This is a genomic window from Tepidanaerobacter syntrophicus (assembly GCF_001485475.2).
Lineage (GTDB): Bacteria > Bacillota > Thermosediminibacteria > Thermosediminibacterales > Tepidanaerobacteraceae > Tepidanaerobacter > Tepidanaerobacter syntrophicus.
On the sequence record NZ_DF977001.1, the window covers coordinates 58,684 to 84,749 of the forward strand.

The 26,066-nt window shown below is 38.8% G+C and carries 22 protein-coding genes; 4 read left to right on the forward strand and 18 right to left on the reverse strand.

Annotation, left to right across the window (positions count from 1 at the left end):
* Positions 1-20: 20 nt before the first annotated feature.
* The 4 genes from gcvPA (at position 21) to TSYNT_RS05310 (ending at position 5,792) form a co-directional block, all read left to right on the forward strand.
* Entirely contained in the window at positions 21-1,415 is a 1,395-nt protein-coding gene (gene gcvPA, locus TSYNT_RS05295) for an aminomethyl-transferring glycine dehydrogenase subunit GcvPA (RefSeq protein ID WP_059032458.1), read from the forward strand.
* A 21-nt stretch (positions 1,416-1,436) separates the two neighbouring features.
* On the forward strand, positions 1,437-2,999 hold the full coding sequence (gcvPB, locus tag TSYNT_RS05300) for an aminomethyl-transferring glycine dehydrogenase subunit GcvPB (protein ID WP_059032460.1): 1,563 nt from the start codon (positions 1,437-1,439) through the stop codon (positions 2,997-2,999).
* A 24-nt stretch (positions 3,000-3,023) separates the two neighbouring features.
* Positions 3,024-3,806: an SDR family NAD(P)-dependent oxidoreductase gene (locus tag TSYNT_RS05305; RefSeq protein ID WP_059032463.1), complete on the forward strand. Its 783-nt coding sequence runs from the start codon at positions 3,024-3,026 to the stop codon at positions 3,804-3,806.
* A 468-nt stretch (positions 3,807-4,274) separates the two neighbouring features.
* Positions 4,275-5,792, forward strand: a complete 1,518-nt coding sequence (locus tag TSYNT_RS05310; RefSeq protein ID WP_059031289.1) for an IS1182 family transposase — start codon at positions 4,275-4,277, stop codon at positions 5,790-5,792.
* 152 nt (positions 5,793-5,944) lie between these two features.
* On the opposite strand, the gene TSYNT_RS05315 is transcribed toward TSYNT_RS05310, so the two are convergent.
* From TSYNT_RS05315 to TSYNT_RS05400, 18 genes are all read right to left on the reverse strand, one after another.
* Positions 5,945-7,306, reverse strand: coding sequence for a uroporphyrinogen decarboxylase/cobalamine-independent methonine synthase family protein (locus TSYNT_RS05315; protein WP_059032465.1), 1,362 nt, complete (start codon positions 7,304-7,306; stop codon positions 5,945-5,947).
* Between the two features lie 194 nt (positions 7,307-7,500).
* Positions 7,501-8,862 carry a uroporphyrinogen decarboxylase family protein gene (locus TSYNT_RS05320; protein ID WP_059032467.1) on the reverse strand — a complete coding sequence of 454 codons (1,362 nt, stop codon included), beginning with the start codon at positions 8,860-8,862 and terminating at the stop codon, positions 7,501-7,503.
* Entirely contained in the window at positions 8,863-9,501 is a 639-nt protein-coding gene (locus TSYNT_RS05325; RefSeq protein WP_059032469.1) for a cobalamin B12-binding domain-containing protein, read from the reverse strand.
* A 239-nt stretch (positions 9,502-9,740) separates the two neighbouring features.
* Positions 9,741-11,123, reverse strand: a complete 1,383-nt coding sequence (locus TSYNT_RS05330; RefSeq protein ID WP_059032471.1) for an MFS transporter — start codon at positions 11,121-11,123, stop codon at positions 9,741-9,743.
* Between the two features lie 84 nt (positions 11,124-11,207).
* Positions 11,208-12,431 carry a uroporphyrinogen decarboxylase family protein gene (locus tag TSYNT_RS05335; RefSeq protein WP_238142644.1) on the reverse strand — a complete coding sequence of 408 codons (1,224 nt, stop codon included), beginning with the start codon at positions 12,429-12,431 and terminating at the stop codon, positions 11,208-11,210.
* Between the two features lie 2 nt (positions 12,432-12,433).
* Positions 12,434-13,063 (reverse strand): cobalamin B12-binding domain-containing protein, encoded by a 630-nt coding sequence (locus TSYNT_RS05340; RefSeq protein ID WP_059032475.1) that lies wholly within the window; start codon positions 13,061-13,063, stop codon positions 12,434-12,436.
* Between the two features lie 598 nt (positions 13,064-13,661).
* Positions 13,662-14,357, reverse strand: a complete 696-nt coding sequence (locus TSYNT_RS05345; RefSeq protein WP_238142645.1) for a DUF1638 domain-containing protein — start codon at positions 14,355-14,357, stop codon at positions 13,662-13,664.
* A 123-nt stretch (positions 14,358-14,480) separates the two neighbouring features.
* A complete protein-coding gene (locus TSYNT_RS05350; protein ID WP_059032479.1) occupies positions 14,481-15,410 on the reverse strand; it encodes a transketolase family protein in 930 nt (309 codons plus the stop codon).
* 18 nt (positions 15,411-15,428) lie between these two features.
* Positions 15,429-16,259 carry a transketolase gene (locus TSYNT_RS05355; RefSeq protein WP_083497665.1) on the reverse strand — a complete coding sequence of 277 codons (831 nt, stop codon included), beginning with the start codon at positions 16,257-16,259 and terminating at the stop codon, positions 15,429-15,431.
* A gap of 22 nt (positions 16,260-16,281) precedes the next feature.
* Entirely contained in the window at positions 16,282-17,133 is an 852-nt protein-coding gene (locus TSYNT_RS05360) for a YitT family protein (protein WP_059032480.1), read from the reverse strand.
* Between the two features lie 12 nt (positions 17,134-17,145).
* Positions 17,146-17,892: a WecB/TagA/CpsF family glycosyltransferase gene (locus tag TSYNT_RS05365; protein WP_059032481.1), complete on the reverse strand. Its 747-nt coding sequence runs from the start codon at positions 17,890-17,892 to the stop codon at positions 17,146-17,148.
* A complete protein-coding gene (csaB, locus tag TSYNT_RS05370; RefSeq protein WP_059032482.1) occupies positions 17,889-19,010 on the reverse strand; it encodes a polysaccharide pyruvyl transferase CsaB in 1,122 nt (373 codons plus the stop codon). Before csaB ends, TSYNT_RS05365 begins: the two co-directional genes overlap by 4 nt.
* Before the next feature lie 80 nt (positions 19,011-19,090).
* Complete coding sequence (locus TSYNT_RS05375; protein WP_059032483.1) at positions 19,091-20,182, reverse strand: glycosyltransferase family 4 protein; 1,092 nt, start codon at positions 20,180-20,182, stop codon at positions 19,091-19,093.
* Positions 20,179-22,092, reverse strand: coding sequence for an O-antigen ligase family protein (locus tag TSYNT_RS05380; protein WP_059032484.1), 1,914 nt, complete (start codon positions 22,090-22,092; stop codon positions 20,179-20,181). The genes TSYNT_RS05375 and TSYNT_RS05380 overlap by 4 nt, the downstream gene beginning before the upstream one ends.
* 80 nt (positions 22,093-22,172) lie before the next feature.
* Positions 22,173-22,652: a DUF4330 domain-containing protein gene (locus tag TSYNT_RS05385; RefSeq protein WP_059032485.1), complete on the reverse strand. Its 480-nt coding sequence runs from the start codon at positions 22,650-22,652 to the stop codon at positions 22,173-22,175.
* Entirely contained in the window at positions 22,636-23,781 is a 1,146-nt protein-coding gene (locus tag TSYNT_RS05390) for a glycosyltransferase family 4 protein (RefSeq protein WP_059032486.1), read from the reverse strand. The genes TSYNT_RS05385 and TSYNT_RS05390 overlap by 17 nt, the downstream gene beginning before the upstream one ends.
* Before the next feature lie 68 nt (positions 23,782-23,849).
* Positions 23,850-24,305, reverse strand: coding sequence for a hypothetical protein (locus TSYNT_RS05395; RefSeq protein ID WP_059032487.1), 456 nt, complete (start codon positions 24,303-24,305; stop codon positions 23,850-23,852).
* Positions 24,306-24,326: 21 nt separating this feature from the next.
* A complete protein-coding gene (locus tag TSYNT_RS05400; protein ID WP_059032488.1) occupies positions 24,327-25,997 on the reverse strand; it encodes an ABC1 kinase family protein in 1,671 nt (556 codons plus the stop codon).
* Between the last annotated feature and the right edge of the window lie 69 nt (positions 25,998-26,066).

Below are 26,066 nucleotides of genomic sequence, written 5' to 3' on the forward strand. Positions count from 1 at the left end.
TGAAGCAAGGAGGCTTTTGTATGGCAAAAAAACCATTTATCCATCCTTATATTCCCAATTCTGTTCCTGGAATAAAGGCCGAGATGATGAAGGAAATAGGGATACAAGATATTGATGAGCTTTATTCGGAAATACCTGATGCACTAAAATTTAAGTCAAAACTAAATCTTCCGGATCCAATACTTTCAGAATGTGAGCTTGAACAGCATGTAAGCAAAATATTAGATAAAAACAGCACATCAAGAGAATATTTGAGTTTCTTAGGCGCAGGCTGCTACGACCATTACGTGCCTGCAGTGTGTGATGAAATAAATCGCAGACCTGAATTTTTGACTGCATATGCTGGCGAACCCTACGAAGATCATGGACGTTTTCAGGCGCTGTTTGAATATGAAAGCATGATGGCAGAGTTGTTAGATATGGATGTAGTAAATGTGCCAACTTATGATTGGAACCAGGCTGCATCTACAGCAATCAGAATGGCTCAGCGAATCACCGGCCGCAATGAAGCTGTAGTCGTAAAGACGATTAATCCTGATAGGCTTTTGACAATAAAAAACTACTGCCACCCTGCAGTAAAAATTATTATTGCAGATTTTGACAAGAAAACAGGACTTGCCGACCTTGAAGATTTAAGAAAGAAGATATCTTCGAATACAGCTGCCGTTTATTTTGAAAATCCCTCTTTTTTAGGCGTCCTTGAAGAACAATGCAACGAAATATCCGAACTTGCAAAACAAAATGGCGCACTGACCATCGTAGGCGTTGATCCTATATCTCTTGGAGTAATTGCTCCGCCATCGAATTACGGAGCCGATATAGTTTGCGGTGATGTGCAATCACTTGGGATACATATGAATTACGGAGGAGGGTTTGCAGGTTTTATTGCAACTCGCGATGAAGAAAAATTCGTTTCCCAATATCCTTCAAGGCTATTTGGCGTTACCACCACAGTAGTTCCCGGCGAATTAGGATTTGGAGATGTATTTTATGATAGGACATCTTTTGCAAAACGAGAGCAGGGAAAGGAATTTGTCGGAACAGCATCAGCTCTTTGGGGTATTACAGCAGGAGTTTATCTTGCGCTAATGGGGCCGAAGGGGATGGAGGATATAGGAAAGACAATTCTTCAAAAGTCTTATTATGGAGCAAAAGAACTGGCAAAAGTCAAAAATATAAACTCTCCGTATTTATCGTCTGCTTTTTTCAGGGAATTTGTTGTAAACTTTGATGATACAGGTAAAACCGTGGAAGAAATCAATAAAATGCTGCTTGAAAAAGGAATTTTTGGCGGAAAAGACTTGTCTCAAACCTTTCCCGAACTAGGTCAAAGCGCTCTTTTCTGTATTACAGAAAGGCATACGGCTTCAGACATCCATAAACTTGTAAAAAGTATAGAAAGCATTTTGAAATAACTTAAGAGGAAGTGATAATGTATGAGCGAGAAAAAGTCGCTTTTAAGAAAAGGCTTTCATCAGGCAAAATGGGATGAACCGGTAATTTTCGAGCTTAGCACAAAAGGCGAGCGCGGTATATATGTTCCGCAAGCAGAAGAAGAAATTTCAAATGCTGTTGGGGATAGCCTTGATTTAATACCTAAAAACCTGCGAAGAAAGACGCCGCCGAATCTTCCCGAAATGTCTCAAGCAAAGGTTCTGCGCCACTATTTGAGGCTTTCTCAAGAAGTGTTGGGTGCTGATGTAAATATCGAAATAGGACAAGGCACATGCACAATCAAATACAGCCCCAAAATAAACGAAAAGTTTGCATCTTCCCCTAAAATAACAGAACTTCATCCCTTGCAGCCTGAAAGCACAGTTCAAGGCGTTCTCGAAATAATGCATAAAACTGATACCTTTCTAAGAGAAATATCAGGTCTTGACAGATTTACTTTCCAGCCGGGAGGCGGCTCTCAGGCAATTTTTGCTATTGCATCTATGATTCGAGCATATCATGAATCCCGGGGTGAGGGGGATACGAGAAATGAAATCATAACCACAATTTTTTCGCATCCTTCAAATGCAGCCGCCGCAGCAGTAAAGGGATTTAAAGTTATAACGCTCCACCCTGACAAGGACGGCTATCCAGATATTGAAGAACTGAAAAAGGTAGTGTCGAATCGGACGGCAGGTCTTATGATTACAAATCCTGAGGACACCGGAATATATAATCCCAGAATCGCTGAATTTACCAGTATTGTCCATGAAGTGGGAGGATTATGCAGTTATGACCAGGCAAATGCCAATGGAATATTGGGGATTACTCGGGCAAAAGAAGCAGGTTTTGATTTTTGTTTCTTTAACCTGCACAAGACATTTTCATCGCCCCATGGATGTGGCGGGCCCGGTGTAGGGGCATTGGGTGTTGTCAAAAAGTTAGAGAGCTTTTTACCGGCGCCTATAGTGGATTTTGATGGTGAAAAGTACTTCTTAAATTACAATTTAGAGCACAGCATAGGGAAAATACGCTCATTTTATGGGACAATTCCTGCTGTTATAAGAGCGTATGCATGGATAATGAGTCTAGGCGATGAAGGTTTAAAAGAAGTTGCAAAGATAGCAGTATTAAACAGTAATTATTTATGCAAAAAGATTAAGGAAATAAAGGGAGTATCTATTCCCTATGCCCTGGGCAAATATAGATTTGAGCAGGTCAGATACAGTTGGGAGCCTCTTACAAAAGAAACAGGCGTCACAACAGAGGATATTCAACGGCGCATGTGCGATTTTGGGCTTCACTACTGGACGAGCCATCATCCGTGGATTGTTCCTGAGCCTTTTACCTTAGAACCTACTGAATCTGCCTCGAAAGACGACCTTGATGAATATTTGGAAGCTCTTAGGGAAATTGCTAAAGAGGCTTATGAGAATCCCGAAAAGGTGAAAAATGCTCCTTACAACAGCTGTGTTCATAAAATTAATACAGAACCGTTGGATGATCCTAAAAAATGGGGCATAACATGGCGGTCGCATCTAAAGAAAATAAAAGGCGAAAAATAACTTAAAGCAGTGGGAGGAAGCTTTATGGATGTAAATAAAAATATACTAGCTCTTGATGGAAAAACAGCTGTTGTTACTGGGGCTGCGTCAGGGATAGGTTTTGCTTCGGCAAAGACATTGGCTGAGTTTGGTGCTGAAGTATTTTTACTTGATATAAATGAAGATGCCGGAGAAAAAGCGGCTGCAGAGATTTCACAAAGCGGCTGCAAAGCTCATTTTCTAAAGTGCGATATTACCTCCGGCCAAAGTTGCCAAAAGGTGGTAGAGGAAATACAAAAAAGAAGCGGCCATATTGATATTCTACACAATAATGCGGGAATTATTATCAGAAAGAATGTCGTTGAACTGGAAGAAAATGAATGGGACAAGAGTATAGATGTGTGTCTGAAGGGAGTGTATCTGCTTTCGAAGTATGTAATTCCTGTAATGGCGGCAGGTGGTGGAGGAAGCATTATTAACACAGGCTCGGGCTGGGGACTTAAAGGGGGCGACAATGCCGCCGCATACTGCGCTGCAAAGGGCGGCGTTGTAAACTTAACACGTGCCATGGCGATAGATCACGGTCCTCAGAACATTAGAGTAAATTGTGTCTGTCCGGGAGACATTGATACTCCCATGCTAAGAAGCGAGGCAAGACAGCTCGGAATCCCTGAAGATGAAATGATAAAGTCATCTGCCGTTACAAGACCACTGTTAAAAGTAGGAACACCCCTTGATATAGCTTATGCAGTCCTTTTTCTTGCCAGCGAAATGTCTTCCTACGTAACTGGAAGCGTCTTAGTAGCAGACGGCGGTGGCCTTGCATAAAAACACATGGGGACAGTCCCTCCGTGTTAATTGATCTACCCAAAACACATGGGGACAGTCCCTCCGTGTTACCTCGGCAGGCTGGGAAACACAAGGGAAACAGGAACACATGGGGACAGTCCCTCCGTGTTAATTTCTCTTCCTTTGGAATAGCAGAGAAAGAATAGCTTTATTTTAAAACATGCACAGGAACACATGGGGACAGTCCCTCCGTGCTAATTTCTCTTCATTTGGAATAGCAAAGAAAGAATAGCTTTATTTTAAAACATGAGCCCGGGTTTTAAAAGAACACAAAAGAACCGTCCGAGACCACTGAAAAAGTCCCCCCCATAAAAGAAATCTGATTCTAAAATTAAACACAAGAAAATGATTAAAAGCCTTGAAATGTCTGGCTTTAAGGTACCAAAAACCCCTTATTCATGGTATAATATAAGTATGATCAAATACCAATCAAAAGGGGTTTTTCTAATGCTTCGACTTAAGCCAAAGCAACTGAGTTTTCATTCATTGCTGTACGACAAAATTCCGGAAAATCACATACTAAAAAGGATAGATTCAGTGGTTGATTTTTCTTTTATCAACGAACTGCTAAAAGGCAGCTATTGCAAAGAGTTTGGCCGTCCTGCAAAAGAACCGGAAATGATGTGCAAGCTGCTTTTCTTGCAGCATCTATATAACCTTTCGGATGAAAGAGTAATAGAGGAAGCAAGCTTAAACCTTGCCTACCTGTATTTTTTAGGCCTCAATCCTGAAGATGCCCTTCCGGATAAAAGCCTGCTTTCAAAATTCAGGACCCATCGCTTGGAGGAATCAACCTTAGACGAAATCATAACAGAAATCGTAAGACAATGTGTAGAAAAGGGAATCATAGAAGGAGGCAGCGTAAGCATAGATACTACCCATATACAAGCAAATACCATTAAAAAAACCCCTGAACGGTTAATGAAACATTTAGGAAAAAAGATCATTAAAACATATACAGAGGAAACGGGAAAAACCTTAGAAGATATACCCGAAGCGCCGGCCTACAAGGAAATTGAAGATCATAAAGAGGCTAAGGCCGAAATGAAAGAATACTTAGAGACTGTAATAGATAAAGTAAACGAAAATATATCCGCAAATGAACAAAAGACCAAGGAAGCAATAAACAAAGCTAAGGAAATATTAGACGACCCTAAGTTTATAAATCAAAAAGGAGTGCGTTCGCTAATAGACGAAGACGCAAGAGTCGGCTATAAAAGTAAAAACCATAATTATTTCGGCTATAAAACCGAGTTTGCCATGACAACGGATGAACGCATCATCACTTGCGTAAGAACAGCGAACGGAGCATATACCGACGGAAACCACACAAAAGAAATGCTTGAACAAACAAAAAAAGCCGGCATAAGGATTGATGAAGTTTATGCAGATAAAGCGTATTTTAGAAAACCCATACTGGATGATATAAAAGAAATAAATGCAAAAGCCTATATACCTGTAAGCGAATCAGTCTATAGAATCGATGAAAGTGAATTTACATATAACAAAGACTCCGACCAGTGGCAGTGCAGCCAAGGCAACATAACAGAAAAAAGGAGGCATTTTAAATCTAAAAAAGACAAAAAAGAAACCTACAAATACTATTTTGAAATAAATCAGTGCAAGGCATGCCCCATACACGATAAATGCTGCAAAAGAAGTTCGCGTAAAATTCTCAATGTAGGTTTAAATACACCGGAGTTTTATGAAATATCGCAGTACCAAAAAACCGAGGAGTTTAAGGAAAAATACAAAAAGAGAGCTTCAATCGAAGGCAAAAATGCCGAACTTAAACGATTTCACGGGCTGTATCGAGCAAGGGGATACGGTCTGTTAAGCGTGTCCATACAATCGAAACTAGCCGCAATAGCGGTAAATATAAAGAGGATAGCAGCAATAGTATCCTCTTTTTTTATTTTGTTTTTTAAAAAACCTATATTTTCCAGAGCAAATCTTGGTTTTTGATATTTTTTGATGAAACCAGGATAAAAAAGGCTAGTTTTTCAGTGGTCTCGGACGGTTCTTTTGTGTTGTCAGACAACACAAAAGAACCGTCCCTCTGTGCTATGACAACACAAAAGAACCGTCCCTGTGTGCTATGTGCACTGCGTGTTTAATTATAAAATCAAGTAAATTAAATATTGAAAAATCATTTCTTCAAGCCATTGTAATTTATCTTTACCAAACTCTGATACATTTGGGTTCAACGCTTTATATTGATCCCATGTCTTATAATATTTACTTTCGAGCTCTCTTGAAGGCTCGACTGTGTAATCTTCTTTGTTAAACTCAATGCCTGCAGTATCTCCCGGATTAGTATAAACTGCATAATCTCTTACGGTTTCAGCAACAGCACATAGATTTTCTAGGTTTATGTCATTTAGCATGAGCGGATGTTTGTCCAAGCTAAATATGTATTTACCTCCCGGAGCAAGGATGTCAATGTACTCCTTAACTTCTTTAACACAATCTTTCTTAGATTTGGTTTTCAAACTCATAATTGGATACAAGCCTGTAATAATATGCTTTTTTCCAAGTTTTTCTTTTATAAGCTTTGGGTCACCGCTTTCAAAGACAAGCAGTGTATTTGTTGGTAGTTCGTACAGATAATCTAAATATCTTAATAAATCTCCTTCGCAAAGTAAGCTGCAATTAATACCAAGGGATGCATATTCATAAGTCATGCGTTTGAAGGTAGGCCAGTAAAGTTTTGCAAAATCTTCTTCTCTGATAAAGGCCGGCATATGTAGTGGCATAAAAACTCTGCTGTATTTTGAAGGATTTTTTGGCAGACCTTTTTTAAATGCTATAGGATATAATGCTTCGCAGGCAGCCTTAACTTTATCAGGGATACGCCTAATATCCACACTTATGCCTCTAAATCCGCGAAGTTGGTCTGCAAGAAGATCAAAAGGTGTTTCGGTAAAACCGCCCTTAAAAATCGAGCTTGGATAAAATCCATATTTTTCTACCAGATCATTTATTATGTCTGTAAGTTGCCTATAATCGCTCTGATATGCAAGCAAGCTTTTCGTAAGGCTTATTGCGCTGTTGATGGGATCTGAAGCGTTAAAAGCTTTGTACAGTCTAGGAAGAACCCTTTCTAGGATACAATCATAAGGTTTTTCGATAAGATAATCATAGTCTTCCACCGTCATTCCTACTACTTCCGGATGCTGAATAAAGCCGTTTGATGCCATGATAAATGAACGCGACTCAAGGGCCTGGTAGAAAGAAGGCAAGCGAAAACTTCCGGCAAAAACACATATGTCAGAATAAACCAACTGACATATCTTGTCCGCAGGCTCTTTAAGTTTTTCAAGTTTCCACTGAGCTTCTACCAGATCAAGGCCTCCAAATTGGGCTACAGCTTCAAGTGTAAGGGATATATCTACCGGAACTCTCTTGGGTATTTTATTATCAAGGATATCCTCATAGATCTTTACCCTTTCTTCCTGCAACTTTTTTGCATTAATCATATCGAATTTATTCACCTTTTATAGTTATTTTGATGTTCCGCCTTCTTTAGACTATAAACACTTATAGTTAAATTCAATTATATATTGGTTCTTATGAAATGTAAAGATTTTTTGCTTATTTTAGACAATTTTCTGTAATCCCTGCACATAGCATATCAGACAGCAAAAACTAAATGACGAATATGCAATACAATTTACATTAATAAATAAACCAGATATTGAAATACTGCATCTTCAAGATTTGAAAGTTTGTCTTTTCCAAACTCTGATACATTTGGATTCAATGCTTTATATTGATCCCATGTCTTATAATATTTACTTTCTAACTTTCTCGAAGGCTCCACCTTATACTCTTCCTTCTTAAACTCAATACCTGCAGTATCTCCCGGATTGGTATAAACCGCATAATCTCTTACGGTTTCGGCAACGGCACACAAATTTTCTAAGTTTATGTCGTTTAATAGCAAAGGCTGTTTGTCAAATCCAAATATATATTTGCCCTGTGGAGCAAGGATGTCAATGTACCGCTTTACTTCATCTACGCACTCTTTTTCAGATTTTGTTTTTAAATTGACTATTGGATAGAGTCCTGTAATTATGTGCTTTTTGCCTAATTTACCTTTGATTATTTTAGGATCACCGTACTCGAACATAAGAACAGTATCCGTCGGCAGATCATAAAGATAATCAAGATACCTTGTCCAGTCATCCTCGCAAAATATGCTGCAGTGAATCCCCATCGAAGCATATTCATCCAACATTCTTTTGAATGTAGGCCAGTAAAGATTTTCAAAATCCTTTTCACGCATAAATGTGGGCATATGCAAAGGCAAAAACACTTGTCCGTAGTTAGAAATTTGCGCAGGCAAACCTTTTTTAAACACTATGGGATAAACTGCTTCGCATGCTTCCTTTAACTTATCAGGAATGCGCCTAATATCCATGCTTATACCTTTAAATCCCCTAAGTTGGTCAGCTATAAAGTCAAAAGGCGCTTCCGAAAAACCGCCGCTAAACAAATTCCCCGGGTAGTAGCCGTATTTCTCGGTAAGTTTTCCAACTATCATGCCGCTTTCCATAAAGTCATTATTGTATGCTAAGACACTTTTTGTAAGGCTTATAGCGCTATTAATCGGGTCTGCTGCATCAAGCGCCTTATATTGGCGAGGAAGCACTCTTTCCAGAATACAGTCATAAGGTTTTTCAATAAGATAATCATAATCTTCCGGCATCATGCCAACTACTTCCGGATGTTGGATAAATCCATTTGATGCCATAACGAAGGATTGAGATTTCATCAACTCGTAAAAGGAAGGAAAACGCAATGAGCCGGAGAAAACGCAGGTATCAGAATAAACCTTCTGACATAATTTGTCAGCGGTTTCTTCCACTATCGAAGGATTCCACTGCGCCTGAGCCAAATTCAGCCCTCCATACTGGGCAACAAATTCAAAGGGAAGGCTTATGCCTACAGGAACTCTTTTTGGCACCTTATTATCATATACATCATGATATATGCTGATCCTTTCTTCCTGCAATGCTTTTACGTCATTCATTTATTTCACCCACCCCTGGCATATTTTTACTCCTTCAGCAGCATTTGTCGTCCAGGCATCTGCCCCCACATGTTCACACACTTCCTGGTTTACCGGGTTGCCTCCTATTATCACTTTAACCTTGTCTCTTAGACCTGCTTCTTTAAGGCCGTCTATTGTCTCTTTCATAGCTTCAAGGGCAAGGGTGAGTACTCCGCTAAGTCCTACTATATCAGGATGTACTTCTTTAACTTTTTCTACGAAGGCTTCTACAGGCTGATCTATTCCAAGGTCATAGACTTGAAATCCTGCAGCTTCAGCCATATTGCGGAATATGTTCTTTCCTATGTCGTGCAAGTCTCCGTGAACAGTTCCTAAAACTATAGTGCCTATTTTCTTTTCACTTGCGCTTCCTATTACGGGCTTTAATATTTCTATAGCCTGATTTAGCAGTTCTCCCGCAAATATAAGATCTCCTACAAAATACTCTCCTGTTTCAAACTTTTCGCCTACGATATTCATGCCGTCCTGACATGCTTCAACAGCTTTCTGGGCTTCTTCCTGAGAAGGGTTTGATGCTACAAAATCCTTTAAGATTCTAAGCACCTCTTCTTCATCAAGATTTCCTAAAGCTTCGGTTAAATGTTTAAAGTCTGACATTGATGGAAACCTCCTCTTAGTTTAAATATTTTATATGTATATACAAGTTATAATATAAGTATATACATGTAATTTTAGATTGTCAATACTTTTTTGAACATTATTTGTTTTTTAATTGTTTATTTTTTAACTATCTTTCGAATTTCCGCGCTATATTGCGCAAAAAAATATCCCAACCTAAATCGTAAGAGAGGTTGGGATATTTTATCGGTAAGCTTATTAAGCTAATATAATTAATTTTATGCTTTTGCCAGTCTTTCATTTATTGCTTTTTGATATTCAACTACCTTTTCTCTTGTAAGTTTATATCCAAATGTCATTATTAAGGCAGAGATTAACGCGAATATGCCAGGGATAAATAGAAATGCATTTATCACACCTGCTTTAAGTGCAGGAGTAGCCGTAGCCGGATCTGCTCCCGGTATAAATCCTGCTGTTGCCAAAACAAAAGGAATGACTGTTCCGCGTGAAATAACAGCTAGTTTAAGTGCAACTGTCATTAATCCCATAACAAAAGATGACGCATCTTCGCCTATCTTCCAGTTGGCATAAATCGATACATCTGAATATAGACCAACCATAACGGAAGTCAGAACACCTAAGAACATTCTTGCTAAAAAAACAACTACGAAGAACAGTGTTACGTTCATTGCTACATACTTACATATTATGAGTGATGCTGCCAGCGCATAAAGACTCACAATTGTTGCGTTTCGTGAAGAGAGCTTCTTAGCAAGAGATCCCGCAAAATAGGAACCTATCACCTGTGCAATGGAGCCTGCCAGTAAATACGCAGGAAAAAGAGACATATCTTGAGCAACATAAGTGAAATAATAAGCTGCTGCCGCTGTCATAACAAAATTGACCATATACCTGAAAAAGTCGGCTATTAATAATACAATAAGGGGCGGGTTTTGAACAAGGCTTTTTACCATGGCTCCTATTGAAACCTTGGAGCCTTGTTTAGAGCCGAGGGCTTCTGCGCCTGTAGGCTCATAACCTTCGGTTATCTTGAATACTATCCAATAGCATATTGTCATTATCAAAGCAGTCAATCCGGCTAAGATAGTATAGCCGAGAACTTCATTATTTGTAACTTTTCCGAAATATTCTGCCAGCGGTGCTCCCGTATAAGAAAAAACTATACCGGCAAGTGCTGTGTAAGTTGCGCGTCTTGAAGCAAGAAGAGCGGCTTCGTCAGGGTTGGTTGCAAGAACCGGAATAAGTGCTACATTAGCGACCCACGGGATATTCCATGCTATGTGGCTCAATATAAAACCGGCGCATATTATAAATGCTGCTACTGGATCGGGGCCAATTTTTGTGAATTGAAAGATGTATAAAAAAATAACTACTGGGGGCATAATCAACATCCACGAACGGTTTCTGCCCCATTTTAAAGGTTTTGTGCCGCTGATTATCGCACCATAAAACGGAGACAGCACAGCATCAACAATACTTGTTATCGAGCCTATCAATGCAACCAGAGGGAGGGGAAGTTTTGCTACGTTTGTCAAGAAAAATACAAAAAAGTATAATTCAACTTGTGTCATAAGACTGAAGCCGAAATCCCCTATACCATAAAATGTCTTTATGGTCTTATTTAGTGGTTTTTTCGCCATAAATCTTTCTCCCCTTTCACAAATCCTAATTTAGTGATATATAGGCACTGATTTCATTAAACCAGTGCCTATTATTTCTATGGTTTAACCATATTTTTCCACTGCTTCAATTAAGGCCGTAATATTTTCTACCGGCGTCTCGCGAGGAGCTGTTCCTATAGTAGGAGATAAGATAACTCCGCCTCCGGGCTTGACTTGCTCTAATAAGTTCTTCATATATTCTTCAATCTTCTCCGGCGTACTCCCGATAATAATACTTACAGGTATTCCGCCTACAACACAGGTATGGCCTTTTAATACTTGCTTTGCTTTTACCAAATCTGTTTTTTCAAAGTATGCTACACCCCACCCTTTTGGCAGCTCTAAAATGGTCTCTAGGTGAGGCTCATGATGCCCTTCAAAAAATACCCATGACTTTACGCCCTCATCTAATAATCTGAGTATTACTTCTTTTAATGTGGGCCAATAAAACTCGTTATATAATTTAGGAGAAAGATACTCGTTTAGATGTAGTGGTATCATCGCAAGGTTAATCCCAACCTTTTTATAGGCTAGGGCATACTGCACTATAGGCTCCACAAGGGCTTCGGTAGCTTTCTTTACTTTATCGGGATATCTTCTAATATCAAGTACTACATTATTTATTCCTCTTAAAAAGTCTCCAATGATATCAAGTGGTGCATATGCTCCGCCCATAGGTATGGAAGGATAACCTAAATCTGCTGAAATTTTGCCAATTTGGCGTCCCGCTGCAGAAAATCTGTCAAATTCTCTGCCCAATCTTACCCACGTAGCCATTGCTTGGCGTGGCGTAGAGATATTATTGCATGTCCGCGGAAGTATTGTTTCAGTAACAAATTTTACCGGATCTTCAATCAATTTATCGTATTCATCCGGCTCCATAAAGGTTCCGCCGATAAACTGAGGACTTGAGTTTTCATCAATTTCTCTTCCCGGAAATCTATAATATTTATCGCCTAAAACGTCATGCATAGGACCTGAAATAAAAGTAGTGCTGCGGGCTATATCCTCGAATTCAGAAAAGGCAACGCTAAATACTCGCCCATCTAAGCCGGGTATCGAAGCCGAGGGCCAATCAAACGGGAAATCTTTCAAATATTTTTCAATAGCCTTTATGGCTTTATCATAATCATAGCAAAACTCATGCTGATTAATGCCTGAATAAGCAGGGATTATGTCGCCGCCTATGCCTTTTAGTGGCACTCTATCAGGTTCCTCTAAATTCATAGCAGCTTGTATTCTTGCAAGACGTTCCTTTGCAAGTTCGTCAGGACTTTTTGCACACATCTTTATCCCTCCACTCCCATTAATTCTTTACACAGCCTTACTCCTTTTGCAGCATCATCTGCCCAGGCATCTGCGCCGGTAAACTCTTTTACTTCTTCATCGACTCTTCCTCCGCCTATTATTATCTTAGGCTCTGTAAGACCTGCTTGCTTTATTGCCTCTATTGTCTTTTTCATGGAGCTTATTCCCGCTGTAATAAGGCAGCTCATTCCTACAAGGTCTGGTTTATTTTCTTTTACTGCGTCTACAAATTTTTCTACAGGTACATCCACACCTATATCTATTACATCAAATCCTGCGGCTTCGGCAAATGCTTTGAATATGTCCTTTCCTATGTTATGTATGTCTTCTTTTACGGTGCCTAGTACCATTTTACCTATTTTCTTTCCTTCTCCTTCCTTTATCATGGGAAGTGCAAGCTCCATTATGCCTTTAAATATTTCTCCTCCCAAGAGAAGCTCTGAAAGAAAATACTCGCCTTTTTCAAACTTATCTCCTACAACAGCCATAGCATCTCTGCATACATCTAGAAGTTTTTGAGCATCTCCGCCTTTTTCAAGATACTCTTTAGCAAGACTTACTGCACCTTCTTCATCCATATCTACTATTTTGTTGAAAAGTTCATCAAGCACTTTACCTTCCCCCTTATGATTGATAGATTAATTAAGAGTATGCGATAATTTCTGTACATAAAAACTGCAAAGACCTATAAACATAACCGAATTTATTTAAATTTTTGGGTTATGTCACCTCCTTTGCAAAATTCAAAATTTACTAAATACAATTCTCCCACTTAAATTACAACAAATCTATGTTTGCAATAGATAAAAATAGAATATTATAAATATTTATATGCCTGAGAAATTGTACATAGTAATTGCTATAATATCCCGGAAAATATTACTTGCTTGCTGTATATACTTGTCTCACTACGAGTATATAACAGCTTAGATATATTTGTCAAGATATTTTGAACCTTTTATAGTTTGTGTCTAAATTCACTTTTAAACATATTTTGTATTATTGTTTTTGTCTCATATTTAACAAGCATCTTGCACCTGATCAGCTAGCGGTTTATGTTTCGCAAACTTTTATATTGCTTTAAAGGCTAAAGCTTTTTATCCACTGGCTATGCCAGTGGATGTCTATGCAAAATAAAAATTGCCTACTTCGTCAAAAAGAAGTAGGCATGCATTTTAAATAACTACTCAGAGGTAGGTATGGCCAAATTTAAATAACGTTTATCTCCTTCATTTCAGGAATATTCCCATACCCAAAATGGCTTATCTTTATCTTTTCGCCCTTTGGTATTATTGAAAAATCATTGTCATAAGGGCCTGTTAGTAACTTTTCTAAATACCAAACATCTCCTTGCTCTATAATGAGCTTTAACTTTGTAAACCGGGCTATCTCTTCAGCTTTTCCCATACATTCGCTTAAATCATAGGCTCCTGTATCTATTATCATCAGATACTCATAATTTTTGAGCATTAATTCAAAAATCCGTTTCGTTTTAGCTTCGCCGTATTTTTCCAGCGCTCTGTAATATTCCCCTGCAAGACTCTTAGGAGACTCCATCCACCCTTTAGTCAAAAAATAAGTATTGCTTGTGCGATTAAACTCTTCCCCTTTTCTACTGAGCATCATAGATATGCAATCATCGGTTTTAGGAATCACCAATTCGGCAGTGGTAGCTTTAACCCCGACTAATGCATTACCACAGCAGCCATAACCAAGAAGAATTCTTTTTTTATCTTTTGCTGAGTCTATATTTTCTTGAATTACCATGCGCAGTTTGTCAGGATCATTGTGATAATCAGAATCTATTAAAATAGTTGGATACACCTTGCCTGTTTTTTTCATTGCTGCCTCTAGCTCATGCTTGATTGTCTGGCAAGCAATAACAAGAATTTGTTTTTCTTCCACTGCCATCACCGTCCATGATATCTATAATTGTATATACGGCTATTACTAATACTATAAGATTTTTTAGAAATTTTGTCAATAGCAAAAACCGGTGTTTAAAAGCACCAGCTATATTGCTGTTTGTTATCTATTTTTTACCATCTTCGCCGCTTCAACTATATCTTGCGCAGTCAGATGGTAAAGTTTTAAAAGTTCTTCCGGTTTGCCGGATTGTCCGAATTGGTCTCTTATTCCAACTCGGTACATGGGGGTAGGCATCTTTTCTGAGAGCACCTCTGCAACAGCGCTGCCAAGACCTCCTATGACAGAGTGTTCTTCAGCTGTTACAATAGCTTTGCACTTTGCGGCATCAAGTATTATATCTTCGTCTATGGGTTTTAATGTGCTTATGTTTACTACCATGGCATCTAAGCCTTCATTTTTGAGGATTTCGGCGGCTTTTAATGCCTCTATCACCATGATGCCTGTTGCGATTATTGCTACATCCCTTCCCTTTCTTAAAACACTTCCTTTGCCGATTTCAAACTTATAGTCGTCATTAAATACGGTTTCTACTTCAAATCTTCCAAAGCGAAGATATACAGGGCCTTCATAAAGAGCAGCAGCTCTTACGGCTTTTTTAGCTTCTACTGCATCGGCAGGGTTTATTACGGTCATATTCGGAACTGACCTCATGAGAGCTAAATCTTCTACGGACTGATGGGTTGCTCCGTCTTCTCCTACTGTAAGGCCTGCGTGAGTTGCAGCTACTTTTACGTTTAGTTTCGGATAGCATATGGAGTTTCTCACCTGTTCAAAGGCTCTGCCTGTTGCAAAGATGGCAAAGGTGCTGGCAAAGGGTATTTTGCCGCATGTGGCAAAACCTGCGGCGGTTCCCATAAGGTCCTGTTCCGCTATGCCTATGTTAAAAAATCTTTCGGGAAACTTTTTTGCAAACATCGATGTCTTGGTAGAGCCGGAAAGATCGGCATCCAAGACTACTATATCTTTTATCTCATCGCCTAAGTCAGCAAGTGCTTGTCCATAGGCTTCACGTGTTGCGATTTTTGTCATCTGTATCTCCTCCAAGTATTATATGGATAAGGCTTTTAAGGCTTCTTCAGCTTGCTCTCGGCTAGGAGCCTTGCCGTGCCAGCCTGCCTGATTTTCCATAAAGGGAACTCCCTTGCCTTTTATGGTCTTTGCAACTATTACGGTGGGCTTGCCTTTTACTTGCTTGGCTTTTTCTGTAGCTTCGATGATTTGAGCGATGTTATGGCCGTCTATGTCTATTACATTCCAACCAAAGGCTTTAAATTTGTCCTGTACTACTTCAGGCGACATTACTTTTTCAATGGGGCCGTCTATCTGAAGGCCGTTATGATCTACAAACGCTGTAAGATTATCCAGTTTGTAGTGAGCTGATGTCATAGCAGCTTCCCAAATCTGTCCTTCTTCCAGCTCTCCGTCTCCCATAAGGACATAAACCCTGTAGTCTTTTTTGTCAAGTTTTCCTGCAAGAGCCATTCCGTTTGCGCAGGAAAGGCCTTGCCCTAGGGAGCCTGTGGTCATGTCTACTCCCGGAGTTACTTTCATGTCAGGATGGCCTTGAAGCATTGAACCTGTCTTTCTAAGGGTCATAAGTTCCTCTTTCGGGAAATACCCTCTTTCGGCTAATGTGGCATAAAGCACGGGCGCGGCATGTCCTTTTGAAAGAACAAATCTGTCTCTTTCCGGCCACTTTGGATTCTTAGGGTCTATATTCATTACATGAAAATACAGTGCTGTTAATATATCGGCACTTGAAAGGGAACCTCCGGGGTGTCCTGAACCTGCTTCGGTAATCATTTCAATTATGTGGCGCCGTATTATGAGGGCTTTTTTGTTGAGTTCTTCTATGGCTTCGCAAGATACTTCGTTCACGTAAAATCACTCCTTGGATATTTTAATCGTTTTTATAGGTAAAACCTTCTCCTAAAACCTCATGCACATCATGAATTATTACAAAGGCTCGGGGGTCGGTTTGATAAACAATGTTTTTTAGCTTAGAAACCTCCATACGTGTTATAACACATAATAAAACATTTTTATCTTGTCTTGTAAAACCTCCTTCTGCTTTAAGGAAGGTTAATCCGCGCTGCATATCTGAAAGAATTCGCTGAGATATTGCCTCTGTTTCGTTTGAAATTATGTAAACAGCTTTAGCGTAATTAAATCCCTCTTGAATGATGTCTATGACTTTACTGCTTATAAACAAAGCTATCCAGGCATACATCGCAAGTTCCCAGCTGAAAGTTATTCCGCTTAATATTATAACAAAAAAATCAATAATCATTATTCCTTGGCCAATGCTTATTGATGAAATAAAATGATTGAGAATCATCGCCGCAAGATCAGTTCCGCCTGTAGAACCTCTGACTCTGAATATTATGCCCAGGCCAATTCCTAAAAGTATGCCGCCATAAACTGTAGCAAGTAATAAATCGGTCGTCACAACTGGGAAACCTGCGGTCATCTCCGTAAAAAGTGAAAATAGCAGCGTTCCAACAATAGTTTTTATGCCGACACCTTTTCCTAAAAAAACAACTGCCGCTACAAAAAGCGGAATGTTCAAGACAAGCATCGTCCAGCCTACAGGCAACTTAAAAAGATAATAAAGTACTGTGGCAAGACCACTTAGCCCTCCTGCAGCGACCTTATTCGGAACAAGAAACATTGTCAGACTGAGTGCACCGATAAAAGATCCTATGACGATTTGTGCATACTCTACAATTAATGTTTTTGCCTTAGATTTCATTCTATCACTTCTTTAATTGTTTATTGTCCTGTGTGATATTACTTTAACTAAAAATGCAGGCAATGCTCCTACTCTTTTTAGGCGAGAAGGTTGCATGATAAGTCTGTATAACCATTCAAGCCCGATATTTTGCACGAATTGAGGGGCTCGCTGAACATTGCCGGAAAGCACGTCAAAGCTCCCCCCAACGCCCATTGCAATTTTAAATTGCATTTTATTCTTGTTTTTTATCATGAATATTTCCTGTTTTGGGCACCCCATAGCAACTAGCAAAATATCTGGTTTCGTGTGATTTATTAAATTAACGACCTCAATTTCTTCGTTTTCTCCAAAGTATCCGTCATGGCACCCCACGATTTCTACATTCGGAAACATTGAGCAAATTTTTTCTCCTGCTTTTTCTGCAACCTCCGGTTTACCGCCTAAAAGAAACAAGCTAAGAGATTTTTTGTTCGCTAGCTCTAATAGTTTCATCATAAAATCGAAGCCTGTTGTTCTTTCAGCCAGTGGTTTTCCAAGTATCTTAGATGCGATCACGACTCCTATTCCATCTGGAAGGCATAAGTCTGCGCTGTTCAGTGCTGCTCTTAGTTCCGGGTTTTTCTGAGCCGCCATTATAATTTCTGCATTAGGTGTGACTATTACCTTATTACCGGAAGAATCCAAGAACCGCTCTGCTTGTCGGTATGCCTTTTGATAATCAGTTTGATCTAAAAGTACCCCTAAGATATTCATACGTTCCCGGGTTTCTGCATTCATTTGTGCCCCTCCAAAAGTTTTATAGCAAGTTTTGCATTTTCATTTGCTAAGACCGTAAGTTCTTCTTTTTTCTTTTGGAGCTGTTTTTGGCTTTTGGCTGCATCTGAAATGGCTTCTTCAAGTAAATTGCAAAGCCCTACCAAGTCTAAATCTCCTGGTTTGCCGGCAGATGGCTGTTCTATTCTTTGAAGAAAATGCTCTACCTTCGGATCATATACTAAACCAACTAATGGAACTTCCATCATTGCTCCGAAAATCAAGGCATGTAAACGCATCCCAAATATTAAATCCATTTTTCCGCAAAGCCAAAGAATTTCTCGAGGGCTTAAAGGTTCGGCAATAACTTTAGCCTCTTCCTTCATCAATTTTACAATCTCAAGGGATTCATAATAGTCTTTGGGATGCTGCATAGGTATAAAAACAACTTCTGAATCTCGGCCCTTTATCAGATAATCACAAGCTTGTGCTATTATCTCTCTATTTTTGTTCAAATTCCATGGTCTGACTGAAACACCGACTTTCATGCGCTCACTGCAAAGATTTATATCAAGTCTTTTGAGTAGTTTAGCGCCTTCTTCATCGCTTATTGGTTTTAAGACAAATGCCGGATCTGCGGTAACGATAATAGGGGGTTTTGATACGCCGAGGTTTTCCAGCTCTTTCCGAGATTGCTCATCTCTTACCGTTATCAAATCCATCATATTCCCGACACGTTTTATCATGCTCTTATTTATTTCTCTTAGGACAGGCCCTACACCATTGGCATAAAACATAACCTTCTTATTCATCTTCTTTGCTAAATACAAAATAAAAAGGTAGTATGGTATCGATCGGTTGCTTGTAACATCCTGAAGCAAGCCTCCGCCTCCGCTGATAACTAAATCTGCTTTCGATATTTCTCTTATTATGGCAAGAGGACTCGTTCTTTGGACAGCATTGATACCGTAATATTCCTTAGTCTTTTGAGGATCTGCCGAAAGAGCTGTAATTTCTATATCGCTTTTCAATTTTTTCAATGAATCCACGATAGCCATGAGTATGGCTTCATCTCCGGCATTGCCAAAACCATAATAGCCGGAAACCAATACTCTTTGCATCAATCTCTCTCCTCTTTTCATAGAGATAAATCCCCCTAATTTTCCAACCTCCGGCACTGCCGTCATTTTTCAATCTGGACGGCAAAATGCAAATTCATCAATTATCTTTGTAAGACTTCCTGATAAACTTTTTCGGTTTTTTCAATCATTGTCTTTGAAGAAAACTTCTCTACTACTGTCTTTTTTGCCTCATCGCCCAGCCTTCGAGCTAAATCCTTGTCAGATAAAATTTTTACTATGCTTTCGGCAAGATAAACATCGTTTCCAGGTTGAACCAAAAGGCCGTTGGTTCCATCCTTTATCACTTCTGGTATGCCTCCTGTTATAGTAGCCACAACAGGTTTACCAAGAGCCATGGCCTCCAGCAGAGAAAGTCCTAATCCTTCACTTACGGAAGAAAGTACAAACAAATCAAAATCCGCCATAAGATTTTCAACATCTTGTCTATACCCCATAAATATTACGTTACTTTCTATTCCAAGTTCAGAGCACATATTTTTTAAATTTTTTTCCAGTGATCCACTGCCTATAATTACAAGCAGTGCATTGGGGTAATCTTTTATTACTCGGTAAAATGCATTAATTGCATATTCATAACCTTTTTCAGGAACGAGCCTTGCAACCATGCCTATTATCGGTGTGTCTGGTGTTATGTTCAACTCCTTGCGTAAAGTTCCTTTAACACCCTCAAACTTTGTAGTATCTATACCATTGTATATAATAGTAATCATATCGGCAGGCACGCCGCTTTCTATGAGGTTTATCTTCACAGCGCGAGATATAGCAATAATTTTATCTGTAAAAATGCGAGAAATCAGTCTGGTAATCATTCTTTTTACAGGGCCCGCACCACCACCCATAATGCTGTGGCGTGTCATTACCACTTTTGCTCCTGCCATTTTCCCGGCTATTCGGCCGGCAAAGCTCGCATGGGTATGCACTATATCAAACTTTTCTTGAGAAATTATTCGCCGAAGGCTCTTTATTTGGCTCATATTAGTAGAGCTTTCTCCGCCTTCCAAAGGAAATACCTGAATGTTTCTTTCCCTTAGCTCTTTTTCAAGCTCGCCGCCTTTTGGGCAGGCGACCGCTGCTTCAAAAGAGGTTTCGTATTTATTGGATAATAAGTTAAATATATATCTGCCCGCTCCGCCGACGTTTGTATCAGAAAGCACATGAAGGACTTTTATCATTGCAATATCTCTTCCTTTGCGGTATCGTCAGGTAATTTTATATATGTCATAGCCGACATCATCCCTGAAAGCATCCAAAAAGCCATAACAATTCGCGGACTGTACCACACATAATCAAACAAGCCGTGAAACAGGTGGCCAAGCAGACCTGTTGCAATACCTGCTAAAACGTATGACATTTTCCAAGGACGCTCTATGCTGCTTAAAGCTTGAGAAAACCCGCGAAAAGCCATCCATATCAGAGCAAAAACCCCTATAATTCCCATTTCAAGTGATATTTGAAGGTAAAGGTTGTGGGCATGGACAGCCGATGCACCTGCGATCATGTAATTTCTGTAAACTAACGCAAAAGCTGTAGACCCTAGGCCTACCCCTGTCAGCCAATAATCTTTAAACATCCTTAAAGCCGCAGTCCAAATTGTTAGTCTATACAGATTTGAGCTGTCTTCTAGGCTGCCGATGCTTGCTATCCTTTCATAAACAACAGATGGCAAGAATGCAGGGGCAACAGCGGCAGCTGCAATTATTAAAATTAAAATTACCGGCGCCTTTAGAAGCGAGAAAATAACTACGCTTGCTGCAAGTCCTAGCCATGCTCCTCTTGAAAATGTCAATATAAGACATAAAAATGATAATCCAAGAACGCCGAGCACTACTACTTTTTGTCTAAATTTATCCACTGCAAAAAAAAGTCCAAGAAAAATAGGTATTGTAAGCCCTAAATATTCGCCTAGTACATTTGGATTTTCAAGTGTTGCATAAACTCTTGTCTCAAGTTCAGGAAACTGTTTTACGTCCACCCACGCGGCAGCAGTTGGAACCTTTACAAAAAAATATTGGTATATACCCATTAAGGAAATTGCTAATACCGACATCGCTAAAGCAATAAGCATTCTCTTTATAGTTTTCGGATTGCGAAATAGGATTTGGGAAATGTAAAATAACATAAAATATATCAGATAGAGAGGAAGAACCTTTAAGCTATCTCCTCTTGCAATAGAAAATATTGCCGCTATAACCGCTGTTATGAGAAATAAAATCGCAGGTAAAACGTTGGCCGGCATGCCATCTTTGAATCTGTACTTATCATTTAGCACTACTGCCAAAAATGTAATTCCGATAATTCCGGCTGTATATGTAGTAGGTGCCAGAGGAAGTAAAAAACCGGCAAGATAAAGCCCAATAGCGGGCCATAAGTATATAAGAACAGAACCGCACAAAGCACCGAAGATTTTTATAAAAATAGTTTTTGTAAGAAAATAATACAATATGCCGATAAATATTCCCAGCAAAGCTAAAACACGCTTATCTCGGACTGATATTTCGCTTAAAGAAGTCTGATTTTCTGGTATGCGCTTATCATTTGTATCAAAAATCCAATCAACTACCTTATAGATGATACTAGAGCCCAAAATGGAATCTAAAGATGCGGTAGAATAAAGAATAAAAAATATGGCGCACAGAAACAGTATTTGGGATACAAGCGTTTTAACCGCAAGTCCTTCTAAAAAAACTTTTAAAGCCAAAACAGCAAAACTAGAGGGCAAAAAAATATAAGCTGTTGCAATAAGCGGAGTCTGAATAAAGGTATTAATTGCCTTAAGAACAGTTTCTACTAAAAAGCTGCTTTTTATTGCATCGTTAGCTAGGTCTATAAGTGTATTAATCGGATGGCTTAGTCTTAAGACCGGAGATATAATTTTACTATTTTCAATAGCTTCATTATCCCAATTTCTATATGTAAAAATTGCCCTTAATCCACTGTTTCTAAATGCCTTTAAAACAACATCGCCCAACTTTCGCAGAGCTTTATAAAAAGAGCTGTTCTCATACAAAGATGATTGAAAAAGACGTTTAAGTATATTAATTATTATACTATTTTGTATTAAGGAGCTTAAACTGTTTTCCACCTACAAGCCTCCTTTAAGCCCTCTAAAAATCAACGATTTCTGTATATTTACTCCTAGAGATAGTAATCAAACCTGTTTTGCTAGAAATTTATTTCCATTACAGTTGATGTTACAGAGTAAATATTTGTCTTGATTTGCAAAGATGTTCCAATGCGGATTTCGTTGCTGCCAAGAACGATTGCATTTTCATTTACAGAACCTGTTCCCTTTACTGTAATATAAACATCTTTCAACACCGGATTCGGATATACAACAATACGCCCATCAGCAGTTTCTACTAATGTTTCTGAAGGTTTTACTTCTACATTGGTAACCTTTCCTAAAACACCATTGGTTTTTGTCTCTTTTACTGTATCCCCTACTTTAATAACATCTGCAGTAGCATCTTTTACTTCTTTGACATACAGCACTGCCTCAATATCCTTTGCTTGAGAACCTACAGAACTTTGATGTATCTTTGTGCCAAATCTTGCTACAACCGCCAGGATAACCAAAATAACGAGCAAATCTATGATATTTATCAGGCCAAAAATCCTGCCCTTGTTATCTATTATGTGCATTTTTTTCCTCCTCAATTAGTTGATAATAAATTTTTAATACCTGATTAGTCATGCTTTCAATTGAAAAATATTTTGCAACTTCTTCTCTTCCAAAACTTCCCAACCTTTTCCGAAGCTGTTCATCGCTCAGCAGTGTTTTTATTGCGGAAGCAATATTTTCTGAATCTGTTGTCATGCTTGAACCCCTGCCACTAAAATTATGTTTTTTAGCCAGCTCAAAGTTTTCAGGTTTCAAAATCCCCATAAATCCCGCTTCACCCGCTATTATAACAGGTTTTTCCATTGCCATAGCTTCTAAGGCCACTCTCCCCACTCCTACTGCCACATCTGCCATATTCATAATTTGCGGAGTATCAAGCCTTGCGCCTGTAACAATGACACTGTTTTCTGGGGCTTTTTCGTTATATTGATTGGCCATCTTTGCAATTGATTCATATTTGTCCCCTTCCCCTACGACTATCAGTTTTACGTTTGGGAAACTATCTTTTATTTGAGGAAGGGCTTTTATAAGCCTTAATGCAATTTCGCCGCGGGCTCCCATTAGACGGCTGATATATACGATTTTTAAATCCTCATGTTTCAGCCCTAATTGTTTTTCCACAGGCGACGAATCAATACTAGGGTCAAATTGTTCTAAGTCAATGCCGTTGGGTATTACAAAAATTTTATCCGGATTAACTTTAAATCCTGCAATTAAATGTTTTTTCACATCTTCGCTGACTGCAATAACCTTTTGGCCCCAGGCACTGATTAGTCCCATACCCCATCCCGTAGAATAAATTCCGTGAGATGTAGTTATATATGGACAACCCGTTAGGACGCTTACCCACTGAGATACCCAGGCCGGTATACGCGCATGGGCATGAATTATATCAACCTTATGTTTTTTTACAATAGCCGTCAATCCTTTTATAGAAGACGCTAAAGCCATCGGAGATTTTTTGTCCAGCGGCAAAGTATAATGCTTTATGTCATTGCTCTCCAGGAATTCAGTCAATTTGCCTCCGTGGGAAGCAACGATAACTTCGACCCCTCGTTTTTTTAATTGTTTGGCCAGAGAAATAACATGAGTTTCGGCTCCGCCGGCATCAAGAGCCATCAAAGCCAATAATACCGTAAGTTTCTCCATTAAAATAGCCTCTCTCTCCGAGGAATTTGCTAAAAAAAGTATACCATCATAATAAAGTAAAGTAAAGTTTACTGCTCTAATGTGTAATTTCCTCTGACAAGCACTACAACATTATCATTCTCTGCCTTCATCCCTCGGCCGTCCTCTCTTGGAACAATAAGAAGATGGTTTTGGGATATATTCTCGCCATTTACTATATCTTTTCCTTGTGTAACATCTGCCAGACCTCCGTTGCCACTGTCTACGGCAGTTGCAATTCCGCTTCTTAAAATCATTTCGGTGCCTTTATCACCTAAAATGTGCTGCCCCTTTTCCATATAAACTATTTCTAGGCTGGCAGAATTACCGCTTTTAGAATCAACATACTGCTTTAAATCAGCCAAGACTTTGTCTACATAACTTTTTGTAACTACCGGATCAGCTTCAGAACCAGGCTCTGCTACATCTGCTTTAACATTGATACTAAATACCAAAACAGCCGCTAATGCTATTAAAAGAATTGATAATCTAGAAATTCTTCTCATTTTCATGCCTCCAAATATTTTTTACATTCTGCCTGTGCGAAGTATAGAAATAATGAGCCAAACCCCCAGAAAACCTGCAATAATAAATCCTGCAACTCCAAGCAAAGGATAATTATAGAAAAACGGCCCAACATTTGCCTGAATTATAAGGGATGAGCCAATTATTAATGCAGCCACTATCAGGCTAAAAACTAATCGATTTACCATTTTATGAAGTTCGATAATAACCTTTGAGGTTCCCGGGGTATCAAAATCGATTTTGATGCTGTTAATCTTTGTGCGCTGATATAATCCATTAATAAGCTTTGGGATAAGCATAAGGGATTTATTAAATTCTTGCATTGTCGAAACTGCACTCTGTGCTAAATACTCAGGGCTGTAACGTTGCCGAAGGAGCCTTTTTGCAAAAGGTTTTGCGGTTTCAAATATGTTAAAATCGGGACATAGCTCAAGCCCCACACCTTCTATTGTTATGATTGCTTTTAAAAGAAGGGTGAAGTTTGACGGTAAAATTATCTTATATTTTGCAACAATAATAAAAACCTCGTTTAAAAGTTCTGATGCATTTACGTCTTTTAACTCTTTTCCATAATATCGGTCAAGTAAATCCTCAATATCCAACTCCATTTTCGAAATATCCGGCTCTTGTTCAGACTGACTAATTTCAAGAAGCACATCAGTAATTTTTTTGACGTCTTTATTTATTATCCCAATCATTAAGTCCGCAATCTTATCTTTGGTATATTTATCAATTCGCCCGACTATGCCAAAGTCTATGAACACTATCTTACCGTCAGGCCTTATTATTATATTGCCAGGGTGCGGATCGGCATGAAAAAATCCATGTATGAATATTTGCTTCATCATGGCTCTTGCGCCGTTTTCAGCAATCTTTCTTTTATCTAAATTGTTTTCTGATGCACTATCCAGTTCACTTATCTTATATCCACGAATATATTCCAATGTTAATATCTTCTTAGATGTAGCTTCCCAATAAACTTTTGGAACATAAATTGTCTCATCGTCTTTAAAATTTTGCCGGAACTTATCTATATTGTAACCTTCTCTTGTAAAATCTAATTCCTTATGCATTGCATCTGCAAATTCCTCAATTTTACCAACCGGATCATATATTTTCGCTTCTGGAATATGCTTTTCTACCAATCGTGCAAGATTAAGCATAATTTCCAAATCAGCGTTCACTATTTCTTCTATCCCTGGCCTTCGAATTTTAATAACAACCTCATCACCATTTTTCAGAACCGCTTTGTGGACTTGTCCAATCGAAGCAGCGGCCAATGGTTCTTTATCAATAACTAAAAATATATTTCTCATATTGCCGCCAAGTTCTTCTTCAATTTCAGCTTTTGCCTCATTAAAATCAAAAGGTGCAACATTGTCTTGCAACTTTTTAAGTTCTTTTATATAATCTGGCGGAAGCAAGTCAGGTCGAGTACTTAAAACCTGTCCAAGCTTTACGAAGGTAGGGCCAAGTTCTTCTAGCATCATAACAATCTTTTGCGGCGTTGTCAGTTTGCCGGAAGGATCTATGTTTTTTTGTTTAAATCCTTTAGGCATAATTATGCCGACTTTTTCGACAAGGTAACCAAATCCATATTTTATCAATACATTCATTATTTGTCTGTATCTTTTGGCCTGATGGTAAGTTGAGCTAATTTGACTCTTGAACAAGAAAAACCCTCCCACCCATGATGACTCTATTTTATCATACCTAAAAACAATTATCTAATTTAAAAAGCA

Coding starts and splice junctions, on each gene's coding strand:
- gcvPA (WP_059032458.1), top strand. CDS start 21: ATGGCAAAAAAACCATTTATCCATCCTTATATTCCCAATTCTGTTCCT.
- gcvPB (WP_059032460.1), top strand. CDS start 1,437: ATGAGCGAGAAAAAGTCGCTTTTAAGAAAAGGCTTTCATCAGGCAAAA.
- TSYNT_RS05305 (WP_059032463.1), top strand. CDS start 3,024: ATGGATGTAAATAAAAATATACTAGCTCTTGATGGAAAAACAGCTGTT.
- TSYNT_RS05310 (WP_059031289.1), top strand. CDS start 4,275: ATGCTTCGACTTAAGCCAAAGCAACTGAGTTTTCATTCATTGCTGTAC.
- TSYNT_RS05315 (WP_059032465.1), bottom strand. CDS start 7,306: ATGATTAATGCAAAAAAGTTGCAGGAAGAAAGGGTAAAGATCTATGAG.
- TSYNT_RS05320 (WP_059032467.1), bottom strand. CDS start 8,862: ATGAATGACGTAAAAGCATTGCAGGAAGAAAGGATCAGCATATATCAT.
- TSYNT_RS05325 (WP_059032469.1), bottom strand. CDS start 9,501: ATGTCAGACTTTAAACATTTAACCGAAGCTTTAGGAAATCTTGATGAA.
- TSYNT_RS05330 (WP_059032471.1), bottom strand. CDS start 11,123: ATGGCGAAAAAACCACTAAATAAGACCATAAAGACATTTTATGGTATA.
- TSYNT_RS05335 (WP_238142644.1), bottom strand. CDS start 12,431: ATGTGTGCAAAAAGTCCTGACGAACTTGCAAAGGAACGTCTTGCAAGA.
- TSYNT_RS05350 (WP_059032479.1), bottom strand. CDS start 15,410: ATGACAAAAATCGCAACACGTGAAGCCTATGGACAAGCACTTGCTGAC.
- TSYNT_RS05360 (WP_059032480.1), bottom strand. CDS start 17,133: ATGAAATCTAAGGCAAAAACATTAATTGTAGAGTATGCACAAATCGTC.
- TSYNT_RS05365 (WP_059032481.1), bottom strand. CDS start 17,892: ATGAATGCAGAAACCCGGGAACGTATGAATATCTTAGGGGTACTTTTA.
- csaB (WP_059032482.1), bottom strand. CDS start 19,010: ATGAAAAGAGGAGAGAGATTGATGCAAAGAGTATTGGTTTCCGGCTAT.
- TSYNT_RS05375 (WP_059032483.1), bottom strand. CDS start 20,182: ATGATAAAAGTCCTTCATGTGCTTTCTGATACAAACGTCGGCGGAGCG.
- TSYNT_RS05385 (WP_059032485.1), bottom strand. CDS start 22,652: ATGCACATAATAGATAACAAGGGCAGGATTTTTGGCCTGATAAATATC.
- TSYNT_RS05390 (WP_059032486.1), bottom strand. CDS start 23,781: ATGGAGAAACTTACGGTATTATTGGCTTTGATGGCTCTTGATGCCGGC.
- TSYNT_RS05395 (WP_059032487.1), bottom strand. CDS start 24,305: ATGAGAAGAATTTCTAGATTATCAATTCTTTTAATAGCATTAGCGGCT.